Source organism: Deltaproteobacteria bacterium, assembly GCA_016930875.1.
GTDB lineage: Bacteria > Desulfobacterota > Desulfobacteria > Desulfobacterales.
Genome location: JAFGFW010000202.1, coordinates 1 through 20,017, shown reverse-complemented (window position 1 = coordinate 20,017; position 20,017 = coordinate 1). Strand labels below are relative to the sequence as shown.

Genomic DNA, 20,017 nt, shown 5'->3' with positions numbered 1-20,017 from the left:
CCAAGAAAGGATCACCGTTGAGCAAATCTCTAGTCATTGTTGAATCGCCCACAAAGATACGAACTCTCAGAAAATACCTCGGATCCGATTTTGATTTGGCAGCTACCGTGGGACACATCAAGGATCTGCCTCAAAGGGAACTGGGTATCTCTGTGGAGGAAGGGTTCAAACCAGAATACACGACCATCAAGGGAAAAGAAAAAGTCATCCGTGCCTTAAAACAGGCAGCCGGAAACCTCAAGGACGTATATCTGGCGCCTGACCCGGACCGCGAGGGTGAGGCCATAGCCTGGCACACGGCTGAGGTCCTCAAAAAGAAAGGGCGCAGGTTTTACCGCGTCCTCTTTCACGAGCTCACGAAAAATGCCATCTGCGCCGCCATGTCTTCTCCGCAGGAGCTTAACAACAACAAGTTCGAGTCCCAACAGGCCAGGCGGATTTTGGATCGCCTCGTAGGTTATCAAATCTCTCCTGTCTTGTGGAAAAAAGTCCAACAGGGGTTGAGCGCGGGCCGCGTTCAGTCGGTTGCGGTTCGCATTATTTGTGAACGCGAAAGGGAAATACAAGCTTTTGAGCCGGAGGAGTACTGGAGCATCAGCGCAGAGCTTGAAGGGGAAAACCCGCCACCCTTCTTGGCCAAACTCACCAAGAAAGACAACAAAAAGCTTTCCATCCCCGATGAAAAGGCGGCTCAGTCAATCCTAAAGGACCTTAAAGGCACGATTTTCAGGGTCGAAAAGGTCGTCAAGAAAGCCCAGCAAAGAAAGCCCCTGCCCCCTTTTACTACCAGCAAGCTCCAGCAAGAGGCAATTCGAAAGCTCGGTTTTTCGGCCAGGAAAACCATGACGGTGGCCCAGCAGCTTTATGAGGGCCTCGAAATGGGCCCTGGAGAACCGGTCGGCCTTATTACCTACATGCGAACAGACTCTACACGTGTCGCCCAGGAAGCTGTCGATGAAGCTCGACAGCTCATCCAAGAGGAGTTTGGCCAGGCGTACGTGCCGGAAAAACCCCATGTGTTCAAGAACAAGAAAAAGGTCCAGGACGCCCATGAGGCCGTACGCCCCACATCGGTTTTTCGAAAACCCAAGGAGCTTGCGCAGTTCCTCTCCGAAGACCAACAAGCCCTTTACGAATTGATCTGGAAGCGTTTTGTGGCCTGTCAAATGAAACCGGCGATCCTTGACCAAACCTCGATCACTATTTCCGCAGGCCCTTACACCTTTCTAGCCTCCGGATCAGTGGTTCGCTTCCCCGGTTTCATGGCCCTATATATCTCTTCAAATGAAGGTCACAGCCAATCAAAAGACAAGGAAACGCTTCCACCCCTGACTGAGCAGGCGGCACTGAAATGCCACAAGCTGGACCCCAAACAGCACTTTACCCAGCCACGACCACGGTTTTCCGAGGCATCCCTTGTCAAGGAGCTGGAAGAGAACGGCATTGGGAGACCCAGCACGTATGCAACCATCCTTTCCACCATCAGGGGCAAGGGATATGTGGACCTGGTCAAGGGTTATTTCCGACCCACGGAATTGGGCTTCATCGTAAACGATCTCTTGATAGAAGGCTTTCCGGATATCTTGAACGTCGATTTTACTGCCCAGTTGGAGGATAGCCTGGACAAGATCGAAGAAGGAACAACAGACTCCACCACTGTGCTCCAGCAATTCTACAGTTCATTCAAAAAGGATTTAAAACGGGCAGAAAAGGAGATGAGAAGCGTCAAGAGCGAGGGTGTGTCCGTTGACTTACGATGCCCTGAGTGTGATAAACCTCTTAGAATCAAGATGGGACGAAACGGTCCGTTTCTCGGCTGTTCCGGGTATCCGGAATGTAGATTCACACAGAACTACACCCGCAATGAAAAAGGCCGGATCGACGCAGTCCGTCCAGTCGTGGACCAGCCGACTGACAAAGTATGCGAAAAATGCGGAAGCCCAATGGTGCGAAAAAAGGGGCGTTTTGGCCCCTTCCTTGCCTGCTCTGCTTATCCGGACTGCAAAAATACGATGTCTTTAAAAGAAAAAGGCATTTCACAAGCCGAGCGCACCGGCGTCAAGTGTCCGGAGAAAGGATGCTCTGGCGAGCTTGTCGCACGCCGATCAAGGCGGGGAAAGCTCTTCTACGGATGCAGCCGTTATCCTGCCTGCACGTTTGCCGTATGGGACAAACCCGTGCCCCAACCTTGTCCCAAATGCGGCGCCCCTTTTGTGGCGATGCGCACCACGAAAAGGGACGGGCCACACCTGAAGTGTTTTGACAAGAAATGCACGTATAGAGAGCCAATTGAAGATACAAGGTAGTCTTCGGATCCCTGCCCGTCAATCTTGAACGCCTTGTTGTGTTTCCACCTATGACCTTGGAGTTAGCAAACCATTCAGATACTTATGCACAATACTGGAAATAAGTGTTTGATATGGTATGCCTTCTTCAATAGCCTTAGTCTGAATTTGATGATAATCCTTCTGCGTCAGACGGAGATTTATGCGCTTATCTTTTCTCAGGGTGTTTCGAGCTGCTGCCATGGCCTTCTTTTTTTCCTGGTCGATATTCTTAACAGGGCGCCACTCGTCTCGTTCGATTGATTCCATCAACTCTTTTTCTTCTTTATCAATCGGTTCAAATGCCTTTTTTCTAATTTTTTTCATTATTCCCCCTTTAAGCCGTAGTGTTTTGTATATTTTCGGCTTGGAAAGGCTGTTTTAAGAAAAATTTCATTATCGTTTTCCACAAAAGGTACAACAATGGCATAATTCTCAATTTCCAGGATATACATTTTCTGATTAGGTCGTGCTGGATTTTCTTCAATTCCGAGTATCTGACCTGATTCGATCAGGTAAACAATTTCCTCAAAGGAAATCCCGCGCTCAACCTTCGAAATCTCGTTTTTTTTGATATTCCAATTCAAATATTTCATGTTGCAAATATACGCTTTTGTCTGCCCTTTGTCAACACTAAGACACAATGCAATAATTCATTTTTTCGAGAACGGACTAAACCATACTAATACGGAAAACAACGGTTTACGATCGGGATAAAGCAGGGTATTATGGCTCGACTTTATGATGTGAGAAGTGCGTATGCCCTCCCTTTCCGCCTTTGGCGAGTATATTCATTCGAAAATAAAAGTACCGTTAGGAGTCTGAGAGATGGTCGAGATGGAAGATCGATCTGCCTGTGCGTAGCCGCACGCAGACAGGTGGCTCTCCGTAGACGATATTGCGGCTTATCTCGGCATCAAGCGGGATACCGTTTACAGGTGGATAAGTGAAAGAAATATGCCTGGGCACAAGATCGGTCGCCTGTGGAAATTTCGGAAAAAAGAAGTCGATGACATGATGCGCCATGGCTGAAAAGTCGGCAAAGGAATAACAAATGATCCATTTTTCCCATACAGGTGACTGGCAGTTGGGAATGACCCGGCACTTCTTCTCGGAAGCGGTTCAGGAGAGATTTGCCCAATCCCGATTTGATGCCATCCGCGAACTTGGGCGCATTGCCGAAGAAGAGGATTGCCAGTTTATGGTGGTATGCGGCGATGTGTTCGGTGACGATTCACGCCTGTTGGAACCGGGTGAAAAGGACGTCCGCAAGCCCGCAATTGCTCTCCGTTCTGAAAGGTGCCAAGAATCGAGATACGCTGCAACGTACCCTGGGATTAAAGGCCAGAGAGTTGACCTGGACGGTCTTCGTCTGCGCAGATGAAACAACGGTTTGAGGATTACCTGGATCAACTCACCAAGGGCAAGGAGCCCGGAAAAGCATGGATTGTATTGGAATAGGAACCGCGAATGAACGCGAATGAACACAAATTGAGGGATACTCTGACAAAGGGCGAGACGCTCACGGTTGAGTTCAAGAGCGATCGAAAACCGTTACCTGATAGGGAACTGGTGGCGGCTATTGTTGCCCTGGCCAACACAGAGGGTGGCACGTTGTTTCTTGGTGTGGAAGACGATGGAACAGTTACCGGTGCCTATCCCAATCACCAAGATTCCGCCGGACTTGCCGCCCTGATTGCCAATAAGACCAATCCGTCCATAGCATTGAGAGCAGAGCTGTTTGATTTAGATGGCAAAACGATTGTTGTAGTCCAGGTACCCAAAACCAGATCTATAGTTTCCACTTCAGAGGGCCTGCTCTTACGCCGTCGCCTGTTGACAAACGGAAAACCCGAAGCTGTGCCCTTCTACCCGCACGAATTTATACAGCGCCAGTCTTCCATGGGGCTTGTTGATCCCTCGGCAATTCCACTTACATCGCTCACAGCCGAAGCTCTGAATCCCTTGCAGCGCCAAAGGATACGGGAGTCAATCCGTCGATATGGCGGCGACACGGCGCTGCTTCCCCTGGCTGACGAAGAGTTAGACGATGCATTGGGCCTCGTCACTACTATCGAAGGCGTTCGAAAACCAACAGTCGCAGGCCTTCTCCTAATGGGTCCTGAAGAAATCCTGCGAAATCACGTACCTGCCCATGAAGTCGCCTTTCAAGTTTTAGAAGGCACGGATGTTCGGGTCAATGAGTTTTTAAGGAAACCACTGCTGCAGACCTTCGAAGAAGTAGAGCTGCTTTTCAAAGCCCATATCGATGAGCAGGAAATTCAAGTGGGGCTTTTCCGTGTGCCAATCCCGAATTACGACCGCCGGGCTTTCCGGGAAGCATTTATCAACGCACTGGTGCATCGCGATTATTCCAGGCTGGGTGCGGTTCATGTCCGCCTCGACGATGATGGGCTGACACTTTCCAGCCCGGGCGGCTTTGTGGAAGGCATCACACTGCACAACCTGCTGGTAGCCGCACCACGCTCCCGCAATCCCCTCTTAGCGGATATTGTAAAGCGGATCGGACTCGCCGAACGTACAGGTCGTGGTATTGATCGGATCTATGAAGGCATGCTGCGCTACGGTCGTCCAGCTCCGGATTATGCAATGTCGGATGCCACCTCCGTCGTGCTCATGCTGACCAAGTCAGATGCCGATACCGGGTTTCTGGAAATGATTCTGCGCCACGAGGAGCAGACCGGAACCGCCATGCCGATCGACAGCCTGATCATCCTTTCCCGCTTGCGTCATGAGCGACGTCTGACCACCGCGGACCTGACCGCCGATACCCAGAAGTCCGAACAGGCAACACGCACCTCGCTCGAAAAGCTGGTGGAAGCCGGCCTGGTGGATGCCCACGGAAGCGGACGGGGCCGCACTTACACCCTGAGCGCCAAGGTGTACCAGCATGCCGGTCAGAAAGCCGCCTATGTCCGACAAGCCGGATTCGACCCCATCCAGCAGAAACAGATGGTTCTGGCCTATATCGACAAGCACGGTTCCATCAAACGGGCGGAGGCGGCGGAACTTTGCCGGATTAGTCCATTTCAAGCGACACGCTTACTGAAAAGATTGACTCAAGGCGGAAAAATCGTTCCTAAAGGCAAGGGCAAGGGGGTTGTTTATGAGTAGCGCTCGTAAAATACGAGCGCGCACGCATTTTACGAGCGGCGATATGAGCGCGCGCATAAGCTTATACGCTTGGCGTATATCCAGCCGTATTCAACGTCGAACCGGAAAAGGAATCATGAATCCATTTACGGGATCATAAATGGCTATTATTCACCCGGCAGGATGCTAACCTACCTGGTAGTGACCAGGCCTGTGACCAACTTCGAGCAACTTGTTCAGTCGGACTGTGACCAAGCAGGAGAACCACGAATGAACATGACTTATTATCATCTTTTATTAGCGTTCATTCGCGTCCATTCGCGGTTGGAGTCTTTTATGAATAGCTGGCGCGACCAGATTCTCAAGGAGTTTACTCCAAAGGTGGCTCGTCTGACACTGGTTGCCGATCCCGATGGGCTTCTCCTGGAGGAAGGGATTCTTGAAGGGATACGCGAGCGGGGATTTGAACTGATCCCATTCGATGCAGGAAGAAACCGTCTGGCTCATCCAGGATCAGATGGCACAGCTTTTCGGCAAAGCCAAATCCACCATCAATGAACACATCAAGAACATCTTTAAAGAAGGGGAGCTTGTGGAAGAACAGGTGATGAGAAAATTCGGAAATTCCGAATTTTCTACCAAACCCACCCATTACTACAATCTGGATGTCATTATTAAGGAATGAACACGTGACGCGCTTTCTGCATACAGGTGACTGGCAGTTAGGGATGACCCGGCACTTCTTTTCTGAAGGGGTTCAGGAGAGATTCGCCCAGTCCCGATTTGATGCCATCCGTGAACTTGGTCGCATGGCCGAAGAGGAGGATTGCCGGTTTGTGGTGGTATGCGGCGATGTATTCGAGTCAAACCTGGTTGACCGAAAGACCGTCTTGCGCGCCATCGAGGCTTTGAAGGATGTGCCGGTTTCTGTATACCTGCTCCCCGGCAACCATGATCCGCTCAACGCGGCATCCGTTTACCGCAGCACGACTTTTTTAGAGCGCAAACCGCCCCATGTCCATGTGATTGAGGACACGAATCCCATTCGCGTTGACGAAGGCATTGAGATAATAGGGATACCCTGGGCATCGAAACGCCCTCTGCAAGATCTGGTTGCTTTGACGACAGGAAAACTTGAACCCATTGTCGATACTCTGCGTGTTTGTGTTGCCCATGGGATGGTGGACAGCCTTTCTCCAAATCCTGACGATCCAGCTCTTATTTCTCTTCGTTCAGCCGAAACCGCGATAGCACAGAACAAAATTCATTACCTGGCTCTCGGAGATCGACATTCTCTCACCGAGGTCGGTGACAGCGGTTGCGTGTGGTACGCAGGCACTGCCGAGCAAACGGATTATAACGAGGTGAAACCGGGCTTTGCCCTTGTCGTTACAATCAACAATGAGGGCGTAACTACAAAAGAGGTGAATATCGGAAGATGGAAATTCATCGAGCGTGAACAAATAGACCTAAATTCCAAAGAGGACATCGATGCGCTACGTGCCTGGGTTGAAAATCTTGAAAACAAAGAACGAACCGTTGTCAAATTGCGTTTTGTCGGCGCGCTCTCTCTATCACTCCATAGCGAGCTTGAAGAACTTATTTCTCATGCTCAAGATATTCTGGGCGCAGTCGAAACACGCATGGACAATCTCGCCGTAATTCCGGAAGATGCCGATTTCACAGACCTTGGGTTTTCGGGTTTTGCCAGTAGTACCGTTGAACGGTTGCGGTCAAATGTTCAAGAATCAGGTCCCGATGCTGTCACTTCACGCGATGCCCTTGCTCTCCTCGTTAGACTTTCAGGGAGGGAATTATGAGACTCCTTCGCCTCCGGCTGGCCAATTACCGGGGAATTGATGAATCCGAGGTACAATTCGGCCCCAATGGCTTAACCATTGTAGAGGGTCCGAATGAAACGGGAAAAACCAGCCTCAGCGAGGCAATAGGTCTTCTTTTCGATTATCTCGATTCGAGTAAGCACCGAAGTGTCGACGCAGTCAGGCCTGTGCATCATGACGCAGGTCCCGAAATTGAATTGGAAGCAGAAAGCGGTCCCTACCGTTTTACTTACTTCAAGAGGTTTTACAAAAAACCGGAGACTACCCTGACTATCACAAGTCCCAACATGGAAAACCACACCGGGCGTGAAGCTCATGAACGTGCCGAGGAGATTCTCCGCGAAACCATAGACATAGATCTGTGGAAAGCACTTTGCATTCAGCAAGGTGAAGCGATCCGGCAGGCCAATTTATCAAGGCAGACATCATTATCGGCCGCTCTAGATATTGCTGCGGGTGGTCAACAGGCAGATCCACGAGAGGAAAGCCTTTTCGATAAGGTTCGGGAGGAGTACGGACGCTATTTCACGGAACGCGGCAGCGAAAAAAAGGAATTGCAGGAGGCCCAAAAAGCCCAGGCGGAATCACAGACAGAAGTTGTTTCACTGGAAAAACAGATTCAGAACCTGGAAAAGGATATAGTTCGCGCTGCAGATCTCGGCCTGGAACTGGAACGATTGAAGAAACAAGAGCAGGATCTCCGCGGAGATCTTTCTGAATACACGAAGTCCCTCGATGAAATCAAAAACCTGGAAACCGCTCTGGAAACCGCTCGTCTTAAGTTGGAATCGGCACGAAAATCTGAACAGGCCGCAAAGCGTGATAAGGCGATACGCCAAGACCTTATCGACGCTGCCTCCAAAGCCCAAAAAGCACACGCAAAACTCGAAGAAACCAGCAAATCATCGACCGCATCCGTCAAGAAGGCGGAGACCGATATGGAGAAAGCACAATCGGATTCGGCCACAGCCGAAGTGCAACGCAAAGCGGCCGAATCACTTCTTAATCTGCGTCGTTCAGATTTTGATTACTTCAACAATAAGCTGCATTTGGAACAACTGAAGGAACGTAAAGAGCGCATAGATCGTGCCCGGGAAGAGGCGGCTCTTGCTGATGAAGTACTGACGAAAAACAGTGTAGACGAAGAAACTCTGAACGCAATACAGAAGGTTGAGCGCTCGCTAATTACAGCTCAGGCGATGTTGGAGACAGGCGCACCGAGTGTTCTGCTACGAGGACTGACCGATCTCGACTTCCAGATAGATGGTGAGCATACTAGTATCGCAAAAGACGAGAAGCGTAGTCTAGCAGTGTCTGATCGGGTTCGCGTTACGATTCCAGGATCTTTGCAGATGGACTTGACCGCTGGATCAAGTTCATCTGATCTCCTAAAAAGGGTCGAGAAAGCAAAGCAAAAGCTTGATGCCTCATGCAATAATGCAGGAGTAAGCAATGCGGATGAGGCGAGACAATATTTTGAAGCGAGACGGAAAGCACAGCAGACTATAGCGAGACGAAAGGAGATCGAGAAAGAAAACCTGCGCGATCTCAATTATGAAGAACTGGAAAGAAAAGTCATAGGACTGGGAAAAGGTGTTCCTGCTTATCCCACTGCCCGGGTACCGGAACCCAATCTTCCTCCGAACCTGGAATCCGCAAAGGAGGAACTACGAAATGCGGAGGCCGGGCTTGAAAAGGCCAACAAGGCATGGGAAGAAGCCAGAACAGAACTGGATTCGGCCCGCAAGGTGCGAGATGGACTGAGAGAACGATACCAGAAAGCAAGGGTGGAGCTTGACCTTAAGGCTGATGAACTAAAACGCGCTGAAGACGAGCTTTCGCGATCCCGGAGGGACACCCCGGATGACGACCTCGAATCGGAGCTTTTCAAGTGCACCAAGGCTGTCCATAAAGAAGAGGAGAACGTCAAGTCTGCCGAGGCAAATCTTCGCGGCAAGGAACCTGACCGAGTGAGAACCCTGGCGGAAACCGCGAAAGGTTCTCTGCAAACGGTAGAGAAAAAGCGTGAAGCGGCGCAGCAAGAAAACACAGAGGTACGAACTCGCCTCAAGGTATTCGGTGAAGAGGGTTTGCATGAAAAGCTCCAAGCAGCCCAGAGTCATTTCAATTACATACGGCAAGAAAATATAGCGATGATACGGAGAGCATCGGCAGCTAAGTTGTTGTATGTAACCATGAAAGAGGAACGAGATAAGGCGCGTAGGGCCTATGTGGCTCCCCTGAAAGAGAAAATCGAGAGGCTCGGACGATTGGTATTCAATGACTCCTTTGAGGTTGAGGTGACTGAGAATCTGTCGGTTGCCAGTCGGACGATGGATGGTTGCAATGTCCCATTCGATTCCTTGAGCGGGGGCACCAAAGAACAGATCTCTCTGATATCTCGTCTGGCCTGTGCGATGACCGTTTCAAAGGACGGCGGGGCCTCTCTCATTTTGGATGATGCTCTGGGATATACAGACCCTGAGAGGCTTAAATTGATGGGAGCCGTCCTTGCGAAGGCGGGTCAAGAATGTCAAATCATCATCCTCACTTGTGTCCCAGACCGGTACAGCAATATCGGTGAGGCAACAGTGGTTCGATTGGGATGATCGCGGCGGGTTCAAGGCTGTCTGCACAGCAAACCTGCCTTTGGCCCTCTATCAGCTTTGTGAAGTCTCAGATGCTTGTGTATCACAAAAATTTAATCCCTAATAAGCGCTTGAGGGCAGTGAAAAATGCTTTTCTGCTTCGCTAAATAGACGACCATGCTCGTTGCAGAAATCCCTTAGTGCTCGGTAATGGTCAGGAAAAAACTTCAGGTAGACGAGTTTGCCTATGTCGTGAAGCATGGCTGCTGACCATAATTCTTCGTAGGACAGTAGTGGCTCGTACTTTCTTGCCAGGTACTTCGTAGAAATGGCCGTATAAAAGGAGTGAAACCAAAAGCCGTGGAGTTCATCCTTGTCATGGACATCTAGGGTATTGATGACGGACAGGGGAAGGACCATGGGGTGAAGCTGGTTGAGCCCCAAAAAGGCAATGGCATAGCTCACCCTTGTAATTTCCCTGGGGAGGCCGAAATAGGCAGAATTAACGACTTTGAGGATCTGGGCAAGCAGTGCCGGTTCCCCGCTGATCAGTTGACTCACCTTTTCAATATCACAATAAGCGCTGCGGGTCATACTCTCTATTTTGTTCACCACCCTTGGTATCTTCCTTTCTCTGCTGCCTGCCGGGGAACTCCGGTCGCCCTACGGGCTCCCTTCGTTCCCCGGCTGAGGCCATCATACCATGTAGTGTAATTCAATCCCACTTTTGGGACATAAAATCGGAAACCGGGGGCCTTGCATCGATGAAATAATTGAAGTAAACGAATTTATAAACTAACTTATTATATCCATTCTATGGAGGTTTTTCATGGAACAGATAGGAACACACGAAGCCAAGACTCGCCTGTCAGAATTACTCGCAAAGGTGCGAAAAGGTCAAGAATTTCTCATTACAAACAGGGGCAAACCTGTAGCAAAACTTATATCTGCTTCCAAAACCGATCAAAGCCAGATTCGTCTCGCCATTAAAGAAATCAAGGAGATTCAAGGTCGCAATCGCTTAAGCGGGCTGAAAATTCGGGACATGATCGATGAAGGGAGAGCCTGATGAAGGAGTTTGTATTGGATTGTTCGGCTACTATGGCTTGGTGTTTTTCAGATGAAGCCACCCGTGAAACAGAAGATCTGTTGGATTCACTAACAGCGTGCTCGGTTTTGGCCCTAATATCTCGGCCGCTCTATTCCTTCCGTAGACCCGCCACATTCTGAGTTTTATCACTTCCGATTTTCTGGAAGTGCCCTAATTTAATCCCGGATAAACCGGAATTGAAAAATTGCGAATTCCACAATCCAGGACCAAGGCCTGTTAATATTAGTTGCTTTTCGTACATATAGCCCCTTTCTCCCCTAGCCGGCTTTTTTGCTTGACAAAGTCTAACTTAAACTGTAGAAAATGCTTTCATAATCCTGAGTAACGGATGTCGCATGGAACCTGGAGTGTTAGAGTAATGAAAAAAAGCAATGACCAAGCCTTTCTCAGCACAAAAGAGGTGGCTCAGTTTCTGGATGTAAACGAAAAGATGGTCTATTCCCTTGTCTCCGAAAAGGGGCTCCCGGCCAGCAAGGTTACGGGGAAATGGCTCTTCCCCCGCCGTTTGGTGGAACAGTGGCTGGAAAGCCATATCATCAACTACCCCAGATCAGCCCACCTTCCTCCCTCACCCGGGATGCTCGCCATTGCGGGAAGTCATGACATCCTTCTGGACAAGACTATAGCGCTTTTCAATCGCGTCTACCCGGACCATTTGGCCGTCTTTGGCAACGTGGGCAGCCTTGGAGGACTCAAGGCCTTGGGCCGAGGCCTCTGCCACGTTGCATCAAGCCATCTTATGCAGGAGGATGAAAAGGAATATAATTTTGACTTTGCCTACCAGGAACTCGGGGGTGAATTGCCGGCTGTGGTGAATTTTTGTCGAAGAGAACAAGGACTCCTCGTAGCCGAAGGAAATCCCAAGGGGATCGACGGTATCTCTGATCTGGGTCAACCCGGCATAAGGATCGCCAATCGTCCTCAAGGCACAGGCACACGGCTTCTTCTTGACCGGGAACTTGAAAAGGCCGGCCTTCAAGCGAAAGAGATTCAAGGTTACGAGCAGGAATTCAGAAGCCATCTCGATGTCGCCATAGAGGTGCTCTCAGGCCGAGCAGATACGGCCCCTGCCATAAGACCCGTTGCAGGGCTTTTGGGTTTGGGCTTCATTCCCCTGCGCTGGGAGCGATACGATCTCGTTATCCCGAAAGATCGCTTCTTCTTGCACGAAGTCCAGCTCTTCTTAGGCCTTCTTTCGGAGTCTGAATTCCGCGAGATGGCTCAGGAACTGGACGGATATGACCTGAGTCTTCGTGGCAAAATGGTCTTCCCGCAGCAATCAAGACCGAATAGGGAGAAATAGGGGCAATTCTAAGAGGAGAAACAAGCGATGACAAGAGTTGACAAGTCGGTAAAGAGCTTTCTGGTGGTTGTTTTTCTGGCCGCAGTGGTTTTCTACCCGTTTTGTGTTGGAGCCGAACCTCAGGGCAAGGTTGTCATCTTCCATGCAGGGAGCCTGACAGTGCCTTTTGCCAAGATGGAAAAAATCTTTGAAGCCAGGTATCCCAAGGTGGATGTACTGCGTGAGGGAGGCGGGAGCACCAAGATGGCACGTATGATTTCAGAACTTCACAAGCCTGCCGATATAATGGCTTCTGCTGATTTTAAGGTTATAGACAAGACCCTGATTCCCGAATATGCGGTGTGGAACATCCGTTTTGCAACCAACCAACTGGTTCTCTGCTATACGGACAAGAGCCGCTTTGCAAACGAGGTTAATGCCGATAACTGGTACGACATCCTAGGCCGAAAAGGGGTCGTCTGGGGACATGCGGATCCCAATCTTGACCCCTGCGGCTACCGGAGCCTCATGGTGCTGCAGTTGGCTGAAAAACACTACAATAAGCCAGGACTTTATGAAAGCCTGATCGCCAACCGGCCCAAGGAAAATATCAGGCCCAAATCAGTTGAGCTCGTTTTCCTCTTAAAAACAGGGCACATGGACTACGCGTGGGAGTACCTCTCCGTGGCGGTCCAGCATGAGCTAGAATACGTGGTTCTTCCTGATAAGATCAATTTAGGCAATCACAAAAATGACAGTTTTTACAAACAAGCCTCCGTGAAAGTGACCGGGAAAAAACCGGGAACCTGGATGACGCGCACAGGCAAATCCTGCACCTACGGGATCACCATGATCAAAGATGGACCAAATCCGAAGGCCGCCCTGGCCTTCTTGGAATATGTAATCGATCCTGATGGCGGCCTGAAGATCTTCAGGGAAATGGGCCAACCGCCCTTTGTTCCATGCAAAGTCCCCACTGCAGAAATGAAAGCCATGCTTCCCCCATCTCTTCAGAAGCTGGTTGAGGTCAAAAAGTAGCAGTGTGAAAGCATAGAATGCGAAAGAGACCTGATCCATTCATTTGGTTGACCATTTTCTCGACCTCGATCATTCTGTTCTTCATCCTGCTTCCCCTTATCGAGATGGTGGCCCAGCCCTCATTTAGTAATCTTAAGGAGGCTATAACCGACAGGGACGTAGTCAACTCCATCTGGCTTAGTATCTATGCGTCAGGCCTGGCGGCGCTCATATCGTTTATTATTGGCACGCCTTTCGCTTATCTTATCGCGCGCAAGACTTTTTTTGGAAAAAAGTTCATAGAGAGCGTTGTGGATCTCCCCATAATGATTCCCCATCCTGTTGTGGGCATTGCTCTTCTGAGTGTTGCCGGCAAAGACCACTGGCTGGGCCAGTTCATGCATGCGTTTGGAATTCGTATCATGGGAAGCGTGACAGGAATTGTCTTGGTGATGGTATTTGTTGGGTTGCCATTCTACATAAACACAGCCAAGGCAGGATTCGAAGCCATTCCGAAGCGCCTTGAAAAAGTCTCACGCAGTCTCGGAGCATCCATGACCGGCACCTTCTTCCGCATCACGTTTCCACTGGCCTGGAGAAGCATGCTGGTCGGGATGATCATGTGCACAGCCAGGGCCATCAGTGAATTCGGGGCAATAGTCATTATTGCATACCACCCCATGATTGCGCCTGTTATGATCTACGAGCGTTTCACTGCGTACGGACTCAAGTATTCGCAACCAGTGGCCGTCTGGCTAATTCTGGTTTCTCTATTGCTGTTTCTCCTTCTAAGAATCGTTTCACTTCCTAAACAGGTAAAAGCATGATCCAACTAAACAAACTCCGTATTGATTTGCCGAGATTTTCAATCCAGGACATTGATCTGTCTATTGAAAAGAGTGAATTCTTCACACTTCTCGGCCCGACCGGAGCAGGCAAAACCCTGGTGCTGGAGGCCATCATGGGATTGGCGCCGGTGACCAGTGGGCAAATAATAGTGGCCGGAAAGGATGTGACTCATCTCCCTCCTGAAAAGCGCGGGATGGGGATCGTCTATCAGGATTACGCCCTCTTTCCCCACCTCACAGTGCTCAAAAACATCACGTACGGTTTGCGCTACCGCAAAATCGATGAGCAACCCACACAGAAAAATCTGGACAGACTGATTGACCAGTTGAATCTCTCGCACTTGGTTGACCGCTCCATCCACAATCTGAGCGGAGGAGAAAAACAGAGAGTCTCCCTGGCCCGTGCCCTGGCCGTAAATCCCTCAGTATTGCTTCTTGACGAACCGCTCTCTGCTCTGGACCCGAATTTTCGAGAAGACATCCGGCAAGTGCTCAAAAAACTCCATGAAGAGTTGCGAATCACGTTCTTGATGGTCACCCACGATTTTGCTGAAGCGCTGTTCCTTGGTGAACGAATGGCCATCATCAATCTTGGCAAGATCGAGCAAATCGATCCTGTGTCTCGAGTTTTTCAACGGCCGGCCACCCCTTTTGTGGCTGAATTTGTTGGCATGAAGAATATCTTCCCGGCTACGTTCAATAAGAACCGGGCAATTGTGGACAATCTGGAGTTATGTCTCCAAGCCCCGCCTGAAGGCCGTAAACGCTACGTAGGCATCAGGGCGGAGGATGTTTCCATCAGCAAGTTAAGGCCATCCAACAATGGCCTTAACGTCTTCAAGGCAAGAGTATCTGACATAATCGATCGAGGTCTTTACTACGAAGTCTCCGTCAGCACGGAAGAGGTGGTTTTCAGGGCCATGCTCACAAAGAGCGCTCTTTTTGAGATAGATCCCTCGGAAACACAAGAAATCCACATCGCCATACCATCATCTGCCATCCACGTTTTTTGAAGTTGACATATCGGCAGTCTTTTCCTATAGTAATAAAAATAAATAAGAATCTTTTTCAATACTTACACACCTTAGAGGATTATTGTGCCCATTGATTTTCAAGACAGCAGAGTCGTCTCATTTGCAGGTCGGCAGTCAACTGAAATCGCCGACCTCATCAGACAAGCAGGGGGAAAACCCGTCAATGCTCCAAGCATGCGCGAGATTCCTCTTGAGCATAACACTGAAGCCCTCAAGTTTGCCAAGCTGCTTCTAGCCGGTTGGATCGACGTGCTGGTCCTCATGACGGGTGTTGGCACGCGGCTTCTAATCAAGACACTAGCCATAAAATATGAGACCCGGCAAGTTATTGAAGCGCTCAGGTCGGTCAAGTTGGTTGCGTTGGGACCAAAGCCCGCTTCTGCATTGCGGGACATGGGGTTGGCGCCTGCTATTCTGGTTCCAGAACCCTACACGTGGAAGGATTTACTGACCAGACTCGACGAGACCTATGCAGTAGACAAAAAAAGAGTGGCGATTCAAGAGTACGGCAACTCGAATCCCGATCTGATCAAAGGGTTGGAGGAGCGGGGAGCTGAAGTCGTGGCAGTGCCCCTTTATCGATGGGATCTGCCGGAAGATCTGCAACCACTCCACCAGGCTATCCGGGATATCATTGCCGGAAAGAGTCCGTGTGTGGACTTTGCATTGTTCACCAGCGGGATCCAGGTTCAGCACCTGTTCAAGGTAGCCAAGATGGATGGCGTTGAAAGAAAACTGCGGGAAGCATTCAAACGGATTTGCATCGGATCTGTGGGACCTGTTGCCAGTCGAGCCATTGTGGAACAAGAACTAACCGTTGATTACGAACCTGACAGAACGAATATGGCGCACCTTGTCCGTGAGATGGCCCGACGCGGACGCGATCTGCTCTCCAAAAAACGCGCGGCCTGCAAGAACGGTGTCAATACAAACCAATGGCAGCGTATTGACATGGTTTGGCAACCGGGCGACAGCGGGGAGGCTTCTGCAACGGATTCTGTGTTTGTAAAGGCATGCCGGCGAGAACCGACCCCATACACGCCTGTCTGGATCATGAGGCAAGCCGGCCGGTACCAGCGTGAATACCTGAAGATCAGGAAAAAAGTGACCATGCTGGAGTTATGTAAAACCCCGGAGCTTGCTGCTGAAGTGACTTTGATGGCCGTAGACCGCCTCGGTGTGGACGCGGCAATTATTTTCGCAGATATTCTTCTTGTCACAGAGCCTATGGGGTTGCATCTGGAATTCGTAAAGGGTGAAGGCCCGGTTATCCACAACCCCGTGCGCACGCGCGAAGACGTGCACAGCTTGAGGAAAGCTGATGTGAGCGAGTTCGCTTATGTATTTGATGCCCTGAAGATCACACGCCGTGCCTTGCGGCCGGATATCGGATTAATCGGTTTTGCCGGAGCCCCGTTTACCATAGCCTCGTACATGATCGAAGGCGGCAAATCAGCCCACTACGTGAAAACCAAGACCATGATGTACCGTGACAAAGCTACGTGGCATGCACTCATGGAACGTCTGACCAATATCTTGATTGAATACCTGAACGGCCAAATCGCAGCTGGAGCTGATGCGGTCCAGCTCTTTGATAGTTGGGTCGGCTCTCTATCGCCTGATGATTACAGAGAGTGTGTCATGCCCCACGTTAAGCGACTTATTGACGGAATCGACAAGTCCGCGCCGGTGATCAATTTCAGCACAGGCAACCCGGCATTGTTGCCGTTGATGAAGGAAGCCGGTGGCGATGTCATCGGTCTCGATTGGCGCTCCGATCTGGCAGAGGCGTGGTCCATGCTTGGTGATAACGTGGCTGTCATGGGCAACATGGACCCCATCGTGTTGTACACTTCCCCTGACGAGATCCGGGCCCATGTGCAAGCCATTCTGGATAAAGCTGCAGGGCGGCCGGGCCATATTTTCAACCTGGGCCACGGCATCTTGCCTGACATGCCGCCTGAGAACGTGGCTGAACTTGTGGATGCGGTCCACGAACTCTCCGCGAGGTGAGAACAGACAGGGCACGGGGAAGAATGGATGCCGCAATGGTGGGCACAGGCCCACTACGGATTTGACTAGATGCGGAGAAAATCCAAAATCCGAATATTATGACAAAAAGACCAAACCCTTTGGACGCTGTATTAGTAATCGCCTTTGGCGGACCGGAGACGGTCGAGGACATCCGTCCCTTTCTAACAAGAGTTACACAAGGCCGCGTCCCGGCAGAACGTCTCGAAGATGTTGCCCGTCACTATGATCTCTTCGGTGGCAAATCGCCCGTAAAGGAGATCACCTTCCGCCAGGCAGAGGCCTTGAGAGCAACACTGGAACACCGCGATATGCCTCTACCCGTTTACGTGGGCATGCGCAACTGGCGCCCATTTTTGACAGACACAGTGCGACGGATGAGCCAAGATGGCGTCAAACGGGCAGTTGGGGTGATCATGTCCGTTTACCAGAGCAGATCAAGCTGGGGTCAATATCAAGCCGATGTTGCCAATGCCATAGCCGAAACAGGGGTAGAGCTGAATGTCTCCTATACTCAACCGCTCTTCGATCAAGGCGGATTTATCCAAACCCTTTCAAACCGTGTGAGGGAATGCCTGGAAGAGATCCCTGAACGTGATCGCAAGGAGGCCTATATCCTCTTTACGGCCCACAGTCTGCCCTACAGTGATCCCCAGGTCGAACTCTATGCCAAACAGGTGCATGCTTCGGCAACACTCGTAAGTAACAACCTGAATCATGGTGACTGGCAAGTGGCCTACCAGAGCCGCAGTGGCCGGCCTCAGGATCCATGGCTCGAGCCGGACATCAACGATGTTTTGCGAAACCTGCAAAGCCGCAGGGTCAAGCACGCAGTTGCAGTGCCCATCGGGTTCGTATGCGATAATATCGAGGTCTTGTACGACCTTGACATTGAAGCCAAAGAGACAGCAACACAAGCAGGCATCACGTTGCTCCGCGCCAAGACAGTGAGTGACGACCAGGTATTTGTGAATGGCCTGGCTGATATGGTAACCATGGTTATTTCATAATGAATTTAGCACCTTTTCTGGGAGTAAATTTGTTGTCAAATATTGTATGGAACCGAGCTGAACTGAACTGCCTAAAATGAGCTAAAGTGCCTAAAATGCCTAACGTGAAATACAATGAAATAAAACTGTAGATAAAGTTGTTAGTAATCTAGGAATACAGTTCCTAACTCCCTAACTTCACTTAATTTTAGGCATTTTAGGCACTTTAAACTTTAGGCATTTCTTCTTGGTGGCGCCGTTGAGGCATCAAGGTAATTGCACAAATGGATAGTCAAGAAAAGCCAAAACGCATTATCATCATCGGAGGAGGCATCACGGGCCTGAGCGCTGCTTACCGGCTATCGGAGTTAAGTCGAAAAGGAACATACCCGCTGGACATCACGTTGATCGAGGCTCGTGATCGCTTGGGCGGCGTCATTCATACGATCAAACGAGATGGTTTTTTGATCGATGCCGGCCCTGACAACTTTGTCACCGCCAAACCATGGGCCCTGTCCCTGGCTCGCCGTCTTGGCTTGGAATCCGAACTGATAAACACCAATGAAGCCCACCGCAGCGCCATGGTAGTGCGCCGGGGCAAGCTCATGCCAATTCCCGAAGGGTTTCTTCTCATGGCGCCCACACGATTCATGCCGGTTATCACCACGCCGATCTTCTCATTGCCCGGAAAACTCAGGATGGGAGCAGAAATGTTTCTGCCCGCGAGAAAAGTCAATGACGATGAATCACTGGCTTCCTTTGTCATCCGACGATTTGGACGCGAGGCCCTGGACCGCGTGGTCCAACCCTTGATTAGCGGCATCTACACCGCAAAGCCGGAAAGGCTCAGCCTGAGAGCAACTATGCCCCGCTTCCTCGATCTGGAAAGCAAATACGGCAGTGTGATCAAAGGAATGCGGGCCGAAGGGAAGAACCGCCAGACTACCGGCAGTGGCGCACGTTACGGCATGTTTGTGACCTTCAGGGACGGCCTGCAGACACTGACTAATGCTCTCAAGCATCATTTGAACCATGTTCGCTTTCGATTGAACGAACGTGTTGTTCGCGTGACGAACAAAGCCAGTACTGATACTATCCCACGTTGGACGGTTGAACTGAAAGACGAGACATGCGTTGAAGCAGATGGCGTCATCATCGCCGGACCATCCAAACACGCAGCGCCACTGCTCGCAGGAGTGGATAAGGAACTGGCCGAACAGTTGTCAGCCGTGCAATATGCATCCTCCGCAGTTATTTATCTTGCCTACAGACGGGAGCAAATAGCACACCCCCTGGACGCCTTCGGATGCGTTGTTCCCGTCGCGGAAAAGCGTAATATCATAGCAGCATCCTTTAGCAGCGTAAAATATGAAGGCCGGGCTCCGGAAGGGCACGTCTTGCTCCGCGCCTTTATGGGCGGGGCGCTGAGGCCGGAGATCCTGGAGCGCGATGACAAAGGGCTCATTGAAGCCGTTCGCCTCGATCTGGATAATCTGCTGGGTATTGCCACGCCGCCCCGCTTTGCCATGGTGCACCGCTGGCCTGAATCCATGGCACAATACGATGTTGGTCATCTTGATCGGGTGGCAAGCATGCGACGGCGGATTAGCAGATATCAGGGCTTGCAACTGGCAGGCAATGGTTTTGAAGGGGTCGGGGTTCCGGACTGCGTCCGAGCAGGCGAACGCGCCGCTGAAGATCTGCTGCGCGACTTAGGGCTCGCTCAAAAATAACTTCACATTTTGATGCGTCGACCTGCCTGCCGGCAGGCAGGTCCATCCCGCCTGGCTGCGTTGCTCGTCGGTTAAATAGCTTGCTATTCGCCCTCCTCGCGCCTT

At 50.6% G+C, this 20,017-nt stretch carries 16 protein-coding genes and 2 pseudogenes; 15 read left to right on the top strand and 3 right to left on the bottom strand.

Going from position 1 to position 20,017, the window contains the following annotated elements; translation table 11 throughout:
• Positions 1 to 17 precede the first annotated feature (17 nt).
• On the top strand, positions 18 to 2,306 hold the full coding sequence (topA, locus tag JW883_16780; GenBank protein ID MBN1843919.1) for a type I DNA topoisomerase: 2,289 nt from the start codon (positions 18 to 20) through the stop codon (positions 2,304 to 2,306).
• 48 nt (positions 2,307 to 2,354) lie between these two features.
• On the opposite strand, the gene JW883_16775 is transcribed toward topA, so the two are convergent.
• Positions 2,355 to 2,651 carry an antitoxin gene (locus tag JW883_16775; protein ID MBN1843918.1) on the bottom strand — a complete coding sequence of 99 codons (297 nt, stop codon included), beginning with the start codon at positions 2,649 to 2,651 and terminating at the stop codon, positions 2,355 to 2,357.
• The gene (locus JW883_16770; GenBank protein MBN1843917.1) at positions 2,651 to 2,920 is read right to left on the bottom strand and encodes a DUF4258 domain-containing protein; all 270 of its coding nucleotides are present in this window, start codon (positions 2,918 to 2,920) and stop codon (positions 2,651 to 2,653) included. Before JW883_16770 ends, JW883_16775 begins: the two co-directional genes overlap by 1 nt.
• A 301-nt stretch (positions 2,921 to 3,221) precedes the next feature.
• On the opposite strand from JW883_16770, the gene JW883_16765 reads away from it, so the two are divergent.
• From JW883_16765 to JW883_16740, 6 genes and pseudogenes are all read left to right on the top strand, one after another.
• Positions 3,222 to 3,356: a helix-turn-helix domain-containing protein gene (locus JW883_16765; GenBank protein MBN1843916.1), complete on the top strand. Its 135-nt coding sequence runs from the start codon at positions 3,222 to 3,224 to the stop codon at positions 3,354 to 3,356.
• Positions 3,357 to 3,378: 22 nt separating this feature from the next.
• Complete coding sequence (locus tag JW883_16760) at positions 3,379 to 3,708, top strand: hypothetical protein (GenBank protein MBN1843915.1); 330 nt, start codon at positions 3,379 to 3,381, stop codon at positions 3,706 to 3,708.
• A gap of 86 nt (positions 3,709 to 3,794) precedes the next feature.
• On the top strand, positions 3,795 to 5,459 hold the full coding sequence (locus JW883_16755) for a putative DNA binding domain-containing protein (protein ID MBN1843914.1): 1,665 nt from the start codon (positions 3,795 to 3,797) through the stop codon (positions 5,457 to 5,459).
• Between the two features lie 460 nt (positions 5,460 to 5,919).
• Positions 5,920 to 6,123, top strand: a pseudogene (locus JW883_16750) (cell filamentation protein Fic).
• 4 nt (positions 6,124 to 6,127) lie between these two features.
• Positions 6,128 to 7,258 (top strand): DNA repair exonuclease, encoded by a 1,131-nt coding sequence (locus tag JW883_16745; protein MBN1843913.1) that lies wholly within the window; start codon positions 6,128 to 6,130, stop codon positions 7,256 to 7,258.
• Positions 7,255 to 9,888, top strand: coding sequence for an AAA family ATPase (locus tag JW883_16740; GenBank protein MBN1843912.1), 2,634 nt, complete (start codon positions 7,255 to 7,257; stop codon positions 9,886 to 9,888). Before JW883_16745 ends, JW883_16740 begins: the two co-directional genes overlap by 4 nt.
• A gap of 99 nt (positions 9,889 to 9,987) precedes the next feature.
• Here JW883_16740 and JW883_16735 read toward each other — a convergent pair whose 3' ends face one another.
• On the bottom strand, positions 9,988 to 10,479 hold the full coding sequence (locus JW883_16735; protein MBN1843911.1) for an HDOD domain-containing protein: 492 nt from the start codon (positions 10,477 to 10,479) through the stop codon (positions 9,988 to 9,990).
• Positions 10,480 to 10,696: 217 nt separating this feature from the next.
• Here JW883_16735 and JW883_16730 point away from each other — a divergent pair, with 217 nt between their 5' ends.
• The 8 genes and pseudogenes from JW883_16730 (at position 10,697) to hemG (ending at position 19,912) form a co-directional block, all read left to right on the top strand.
• Positions 10,697 to 10,936, top strand: a complete 240-nt coding sequence (locus tag JW883_16730; protein ID MBN1843910.1) for a type II toxin-antitoxin system prevent-host-death family antitoxin — start codon at positions 10,697 to 10,699, stop codon at positions 10,934 to 10,936.
• 400 nt (positions 10,937 to 11,336) lie between these two features.
• Positions 11,337 to 12,281: a helix-turn-helix transcriptional regulator gene (locus JW883_16725; GenBank protein MBN1843909.1), complete on the top strand. Its 945-nt coding sequence runs from the start codon at positions 11,337 to 11,339 to the stop codon at positions 12,279 to 12,281.
• A 27-nt stretch (positions 12,282 to 12,308) separates the two neighbouring features.
• On the top strand, positions 12,309 to 13,298 hold the full coding sequence (wtpA, locus tag JW883_16720) for a tungstate ABC transporter substrate-binding protein WtpA (protein MBN1843908.1): 990 nt from the start codon (positions 12,309 to 12,311) through the stop codon (positions 13,296 to 13,298).
• A 17-nt stretch (positions 13,299 to 13,315) separates the two neighbouring features.
• Complete coding sequence (locus JW883_16715) at positions 13,316 to 14,104, top strand: ABC transporter permease (protein MBN1843907.1); 789 nt, start codon at positions 13,316 to 13,318, stop codon at positions 14,102 to 14,104.
• Complete coding sequence (locus JW883_16710; protein ID MBN1843906.1) at positions 14,101 to 15,138, top strand: ABC transporter ATP-binding protein; 1,038 nt, start codon at positions 14,101 to 14,103, stop codon at positions 15,136 to 15,138. Before JW883_16715 ends, JW883_16710 begins: the two co-directional genes overlap by 4 nt.
• 111 nt (positions 15,139 to 15,249) lie before the next feature.
• Positions 15,250 to 17,172, top strand: a pseudogene (gene hemE / locus JW883_16705) (uroporphyrinogen decarboxylase).
• A 98-nt stretch (positions 17,173 to 17,270) separates the two neighbouring features.
• The gene (hemH, locus tag JW883_16700) at positions 17,271 to 18,200 is read left to right on the top strand and encodes a ferrochelatase (GenBank protein ID MBN1843905.1); all 930 of its coding nucleotides are present in this window, start codon (positions 17,271 to 17,273) and stop codon (positions 18,198 to 18,200) included.
• 263 nt (positions 18,201 to 18,463) lie between these two features.
• Positions 18,464 to 19,912: a protoporphyrinogen oxidase gene (hemG, locus tag JW883_16695; protein MBN1843904.1), complete on the top strand. Its 1,449-nt coding sequence runs from the start codon at positions 18,464 to 18,466 to the stop codon at positions 19,910 to 19,912.
• The last annotated feature ends 105 nt before the right edge of the window (positions 19,913 to 20,017 follow it).

Coding starts and splice junctions, on each gene's coding strand:
- JW883_16775 (MBN1843918.1), bottom strand. CDS start 2,651: ATGAAAAAAATTAGAAAAAAGGCATTTGAACCGATTGATAAAGAAGAA.
- JW883_16730 (MBN1843910.1), top strand. CDS start 10,697: ATGGAACAGATAGGAACACACGAAGCCAAGACTCGCCTGTCAGAATTA.
- JW883_16770 (MBN1843917.1), bottom strand. CDS start 2,920: ATGAAATATTTGAATTGGAATATCAAAAAAAACGAGATTTCGAAGGTT.
- JW883_16740 (MBN1843912.1), top strand. CDS start 7,255: ATGAGACTCCTTCGCCTCCGGCTGGCCAATTACCGGGGAATTGATGAA.
- JW883_16760 (MBN1843915.1), top strand. CDS start 3,379: ATGATCCATTTTTCCCATACAGGTGACTGGCAGTTGGGAATGACCCGG.
- wtpA (MBN1843908.1), top strand. CDS start 12,309: ATGACAAGAGTTGACAAGTCGGTAAAGAGCTTTCTGGTGGTTGTTTTT.
- hemH (MBN1843905.1), top strand. CDS start 17,271: ATGACAAAAAGACCAAACCCTTTGGACGCTGTATTAGTAATCGCCTTT.
- JW883_16710 (MBN1843906.1), top strand. CDS start 14,101: ATGATCCAACTAAACAAACTCCGTATTGATTTGCCGAGATTTTCAATC.
- JW883_16725 (MBN1843909.1), top strand. CDS start 11,337: ATGAAAAAAAGCAATGACCAAGCCTTTCTCAGCACAAAAGAGGTGGCT.
- hemG (MBN1843904.1), top strand. CDS start 18,464: ATGGATAGTCAAGAAAAGCCAAAACGCATTATCATCATCGGAGGAGGC.
- JW883_16755 (MBN1843914.1), top strand. CDS start 3,795: ATGAACGCGAATGAACACAAATTGAGGGATACTCTGACAAAGGGCGAG.
- JW883_16715 (MBN1843907.1), top strand. CDS start 13,316: ATGCGAAAGAGACCTGATCCATTCATTTGGTTGACCATTTTCTCGACC.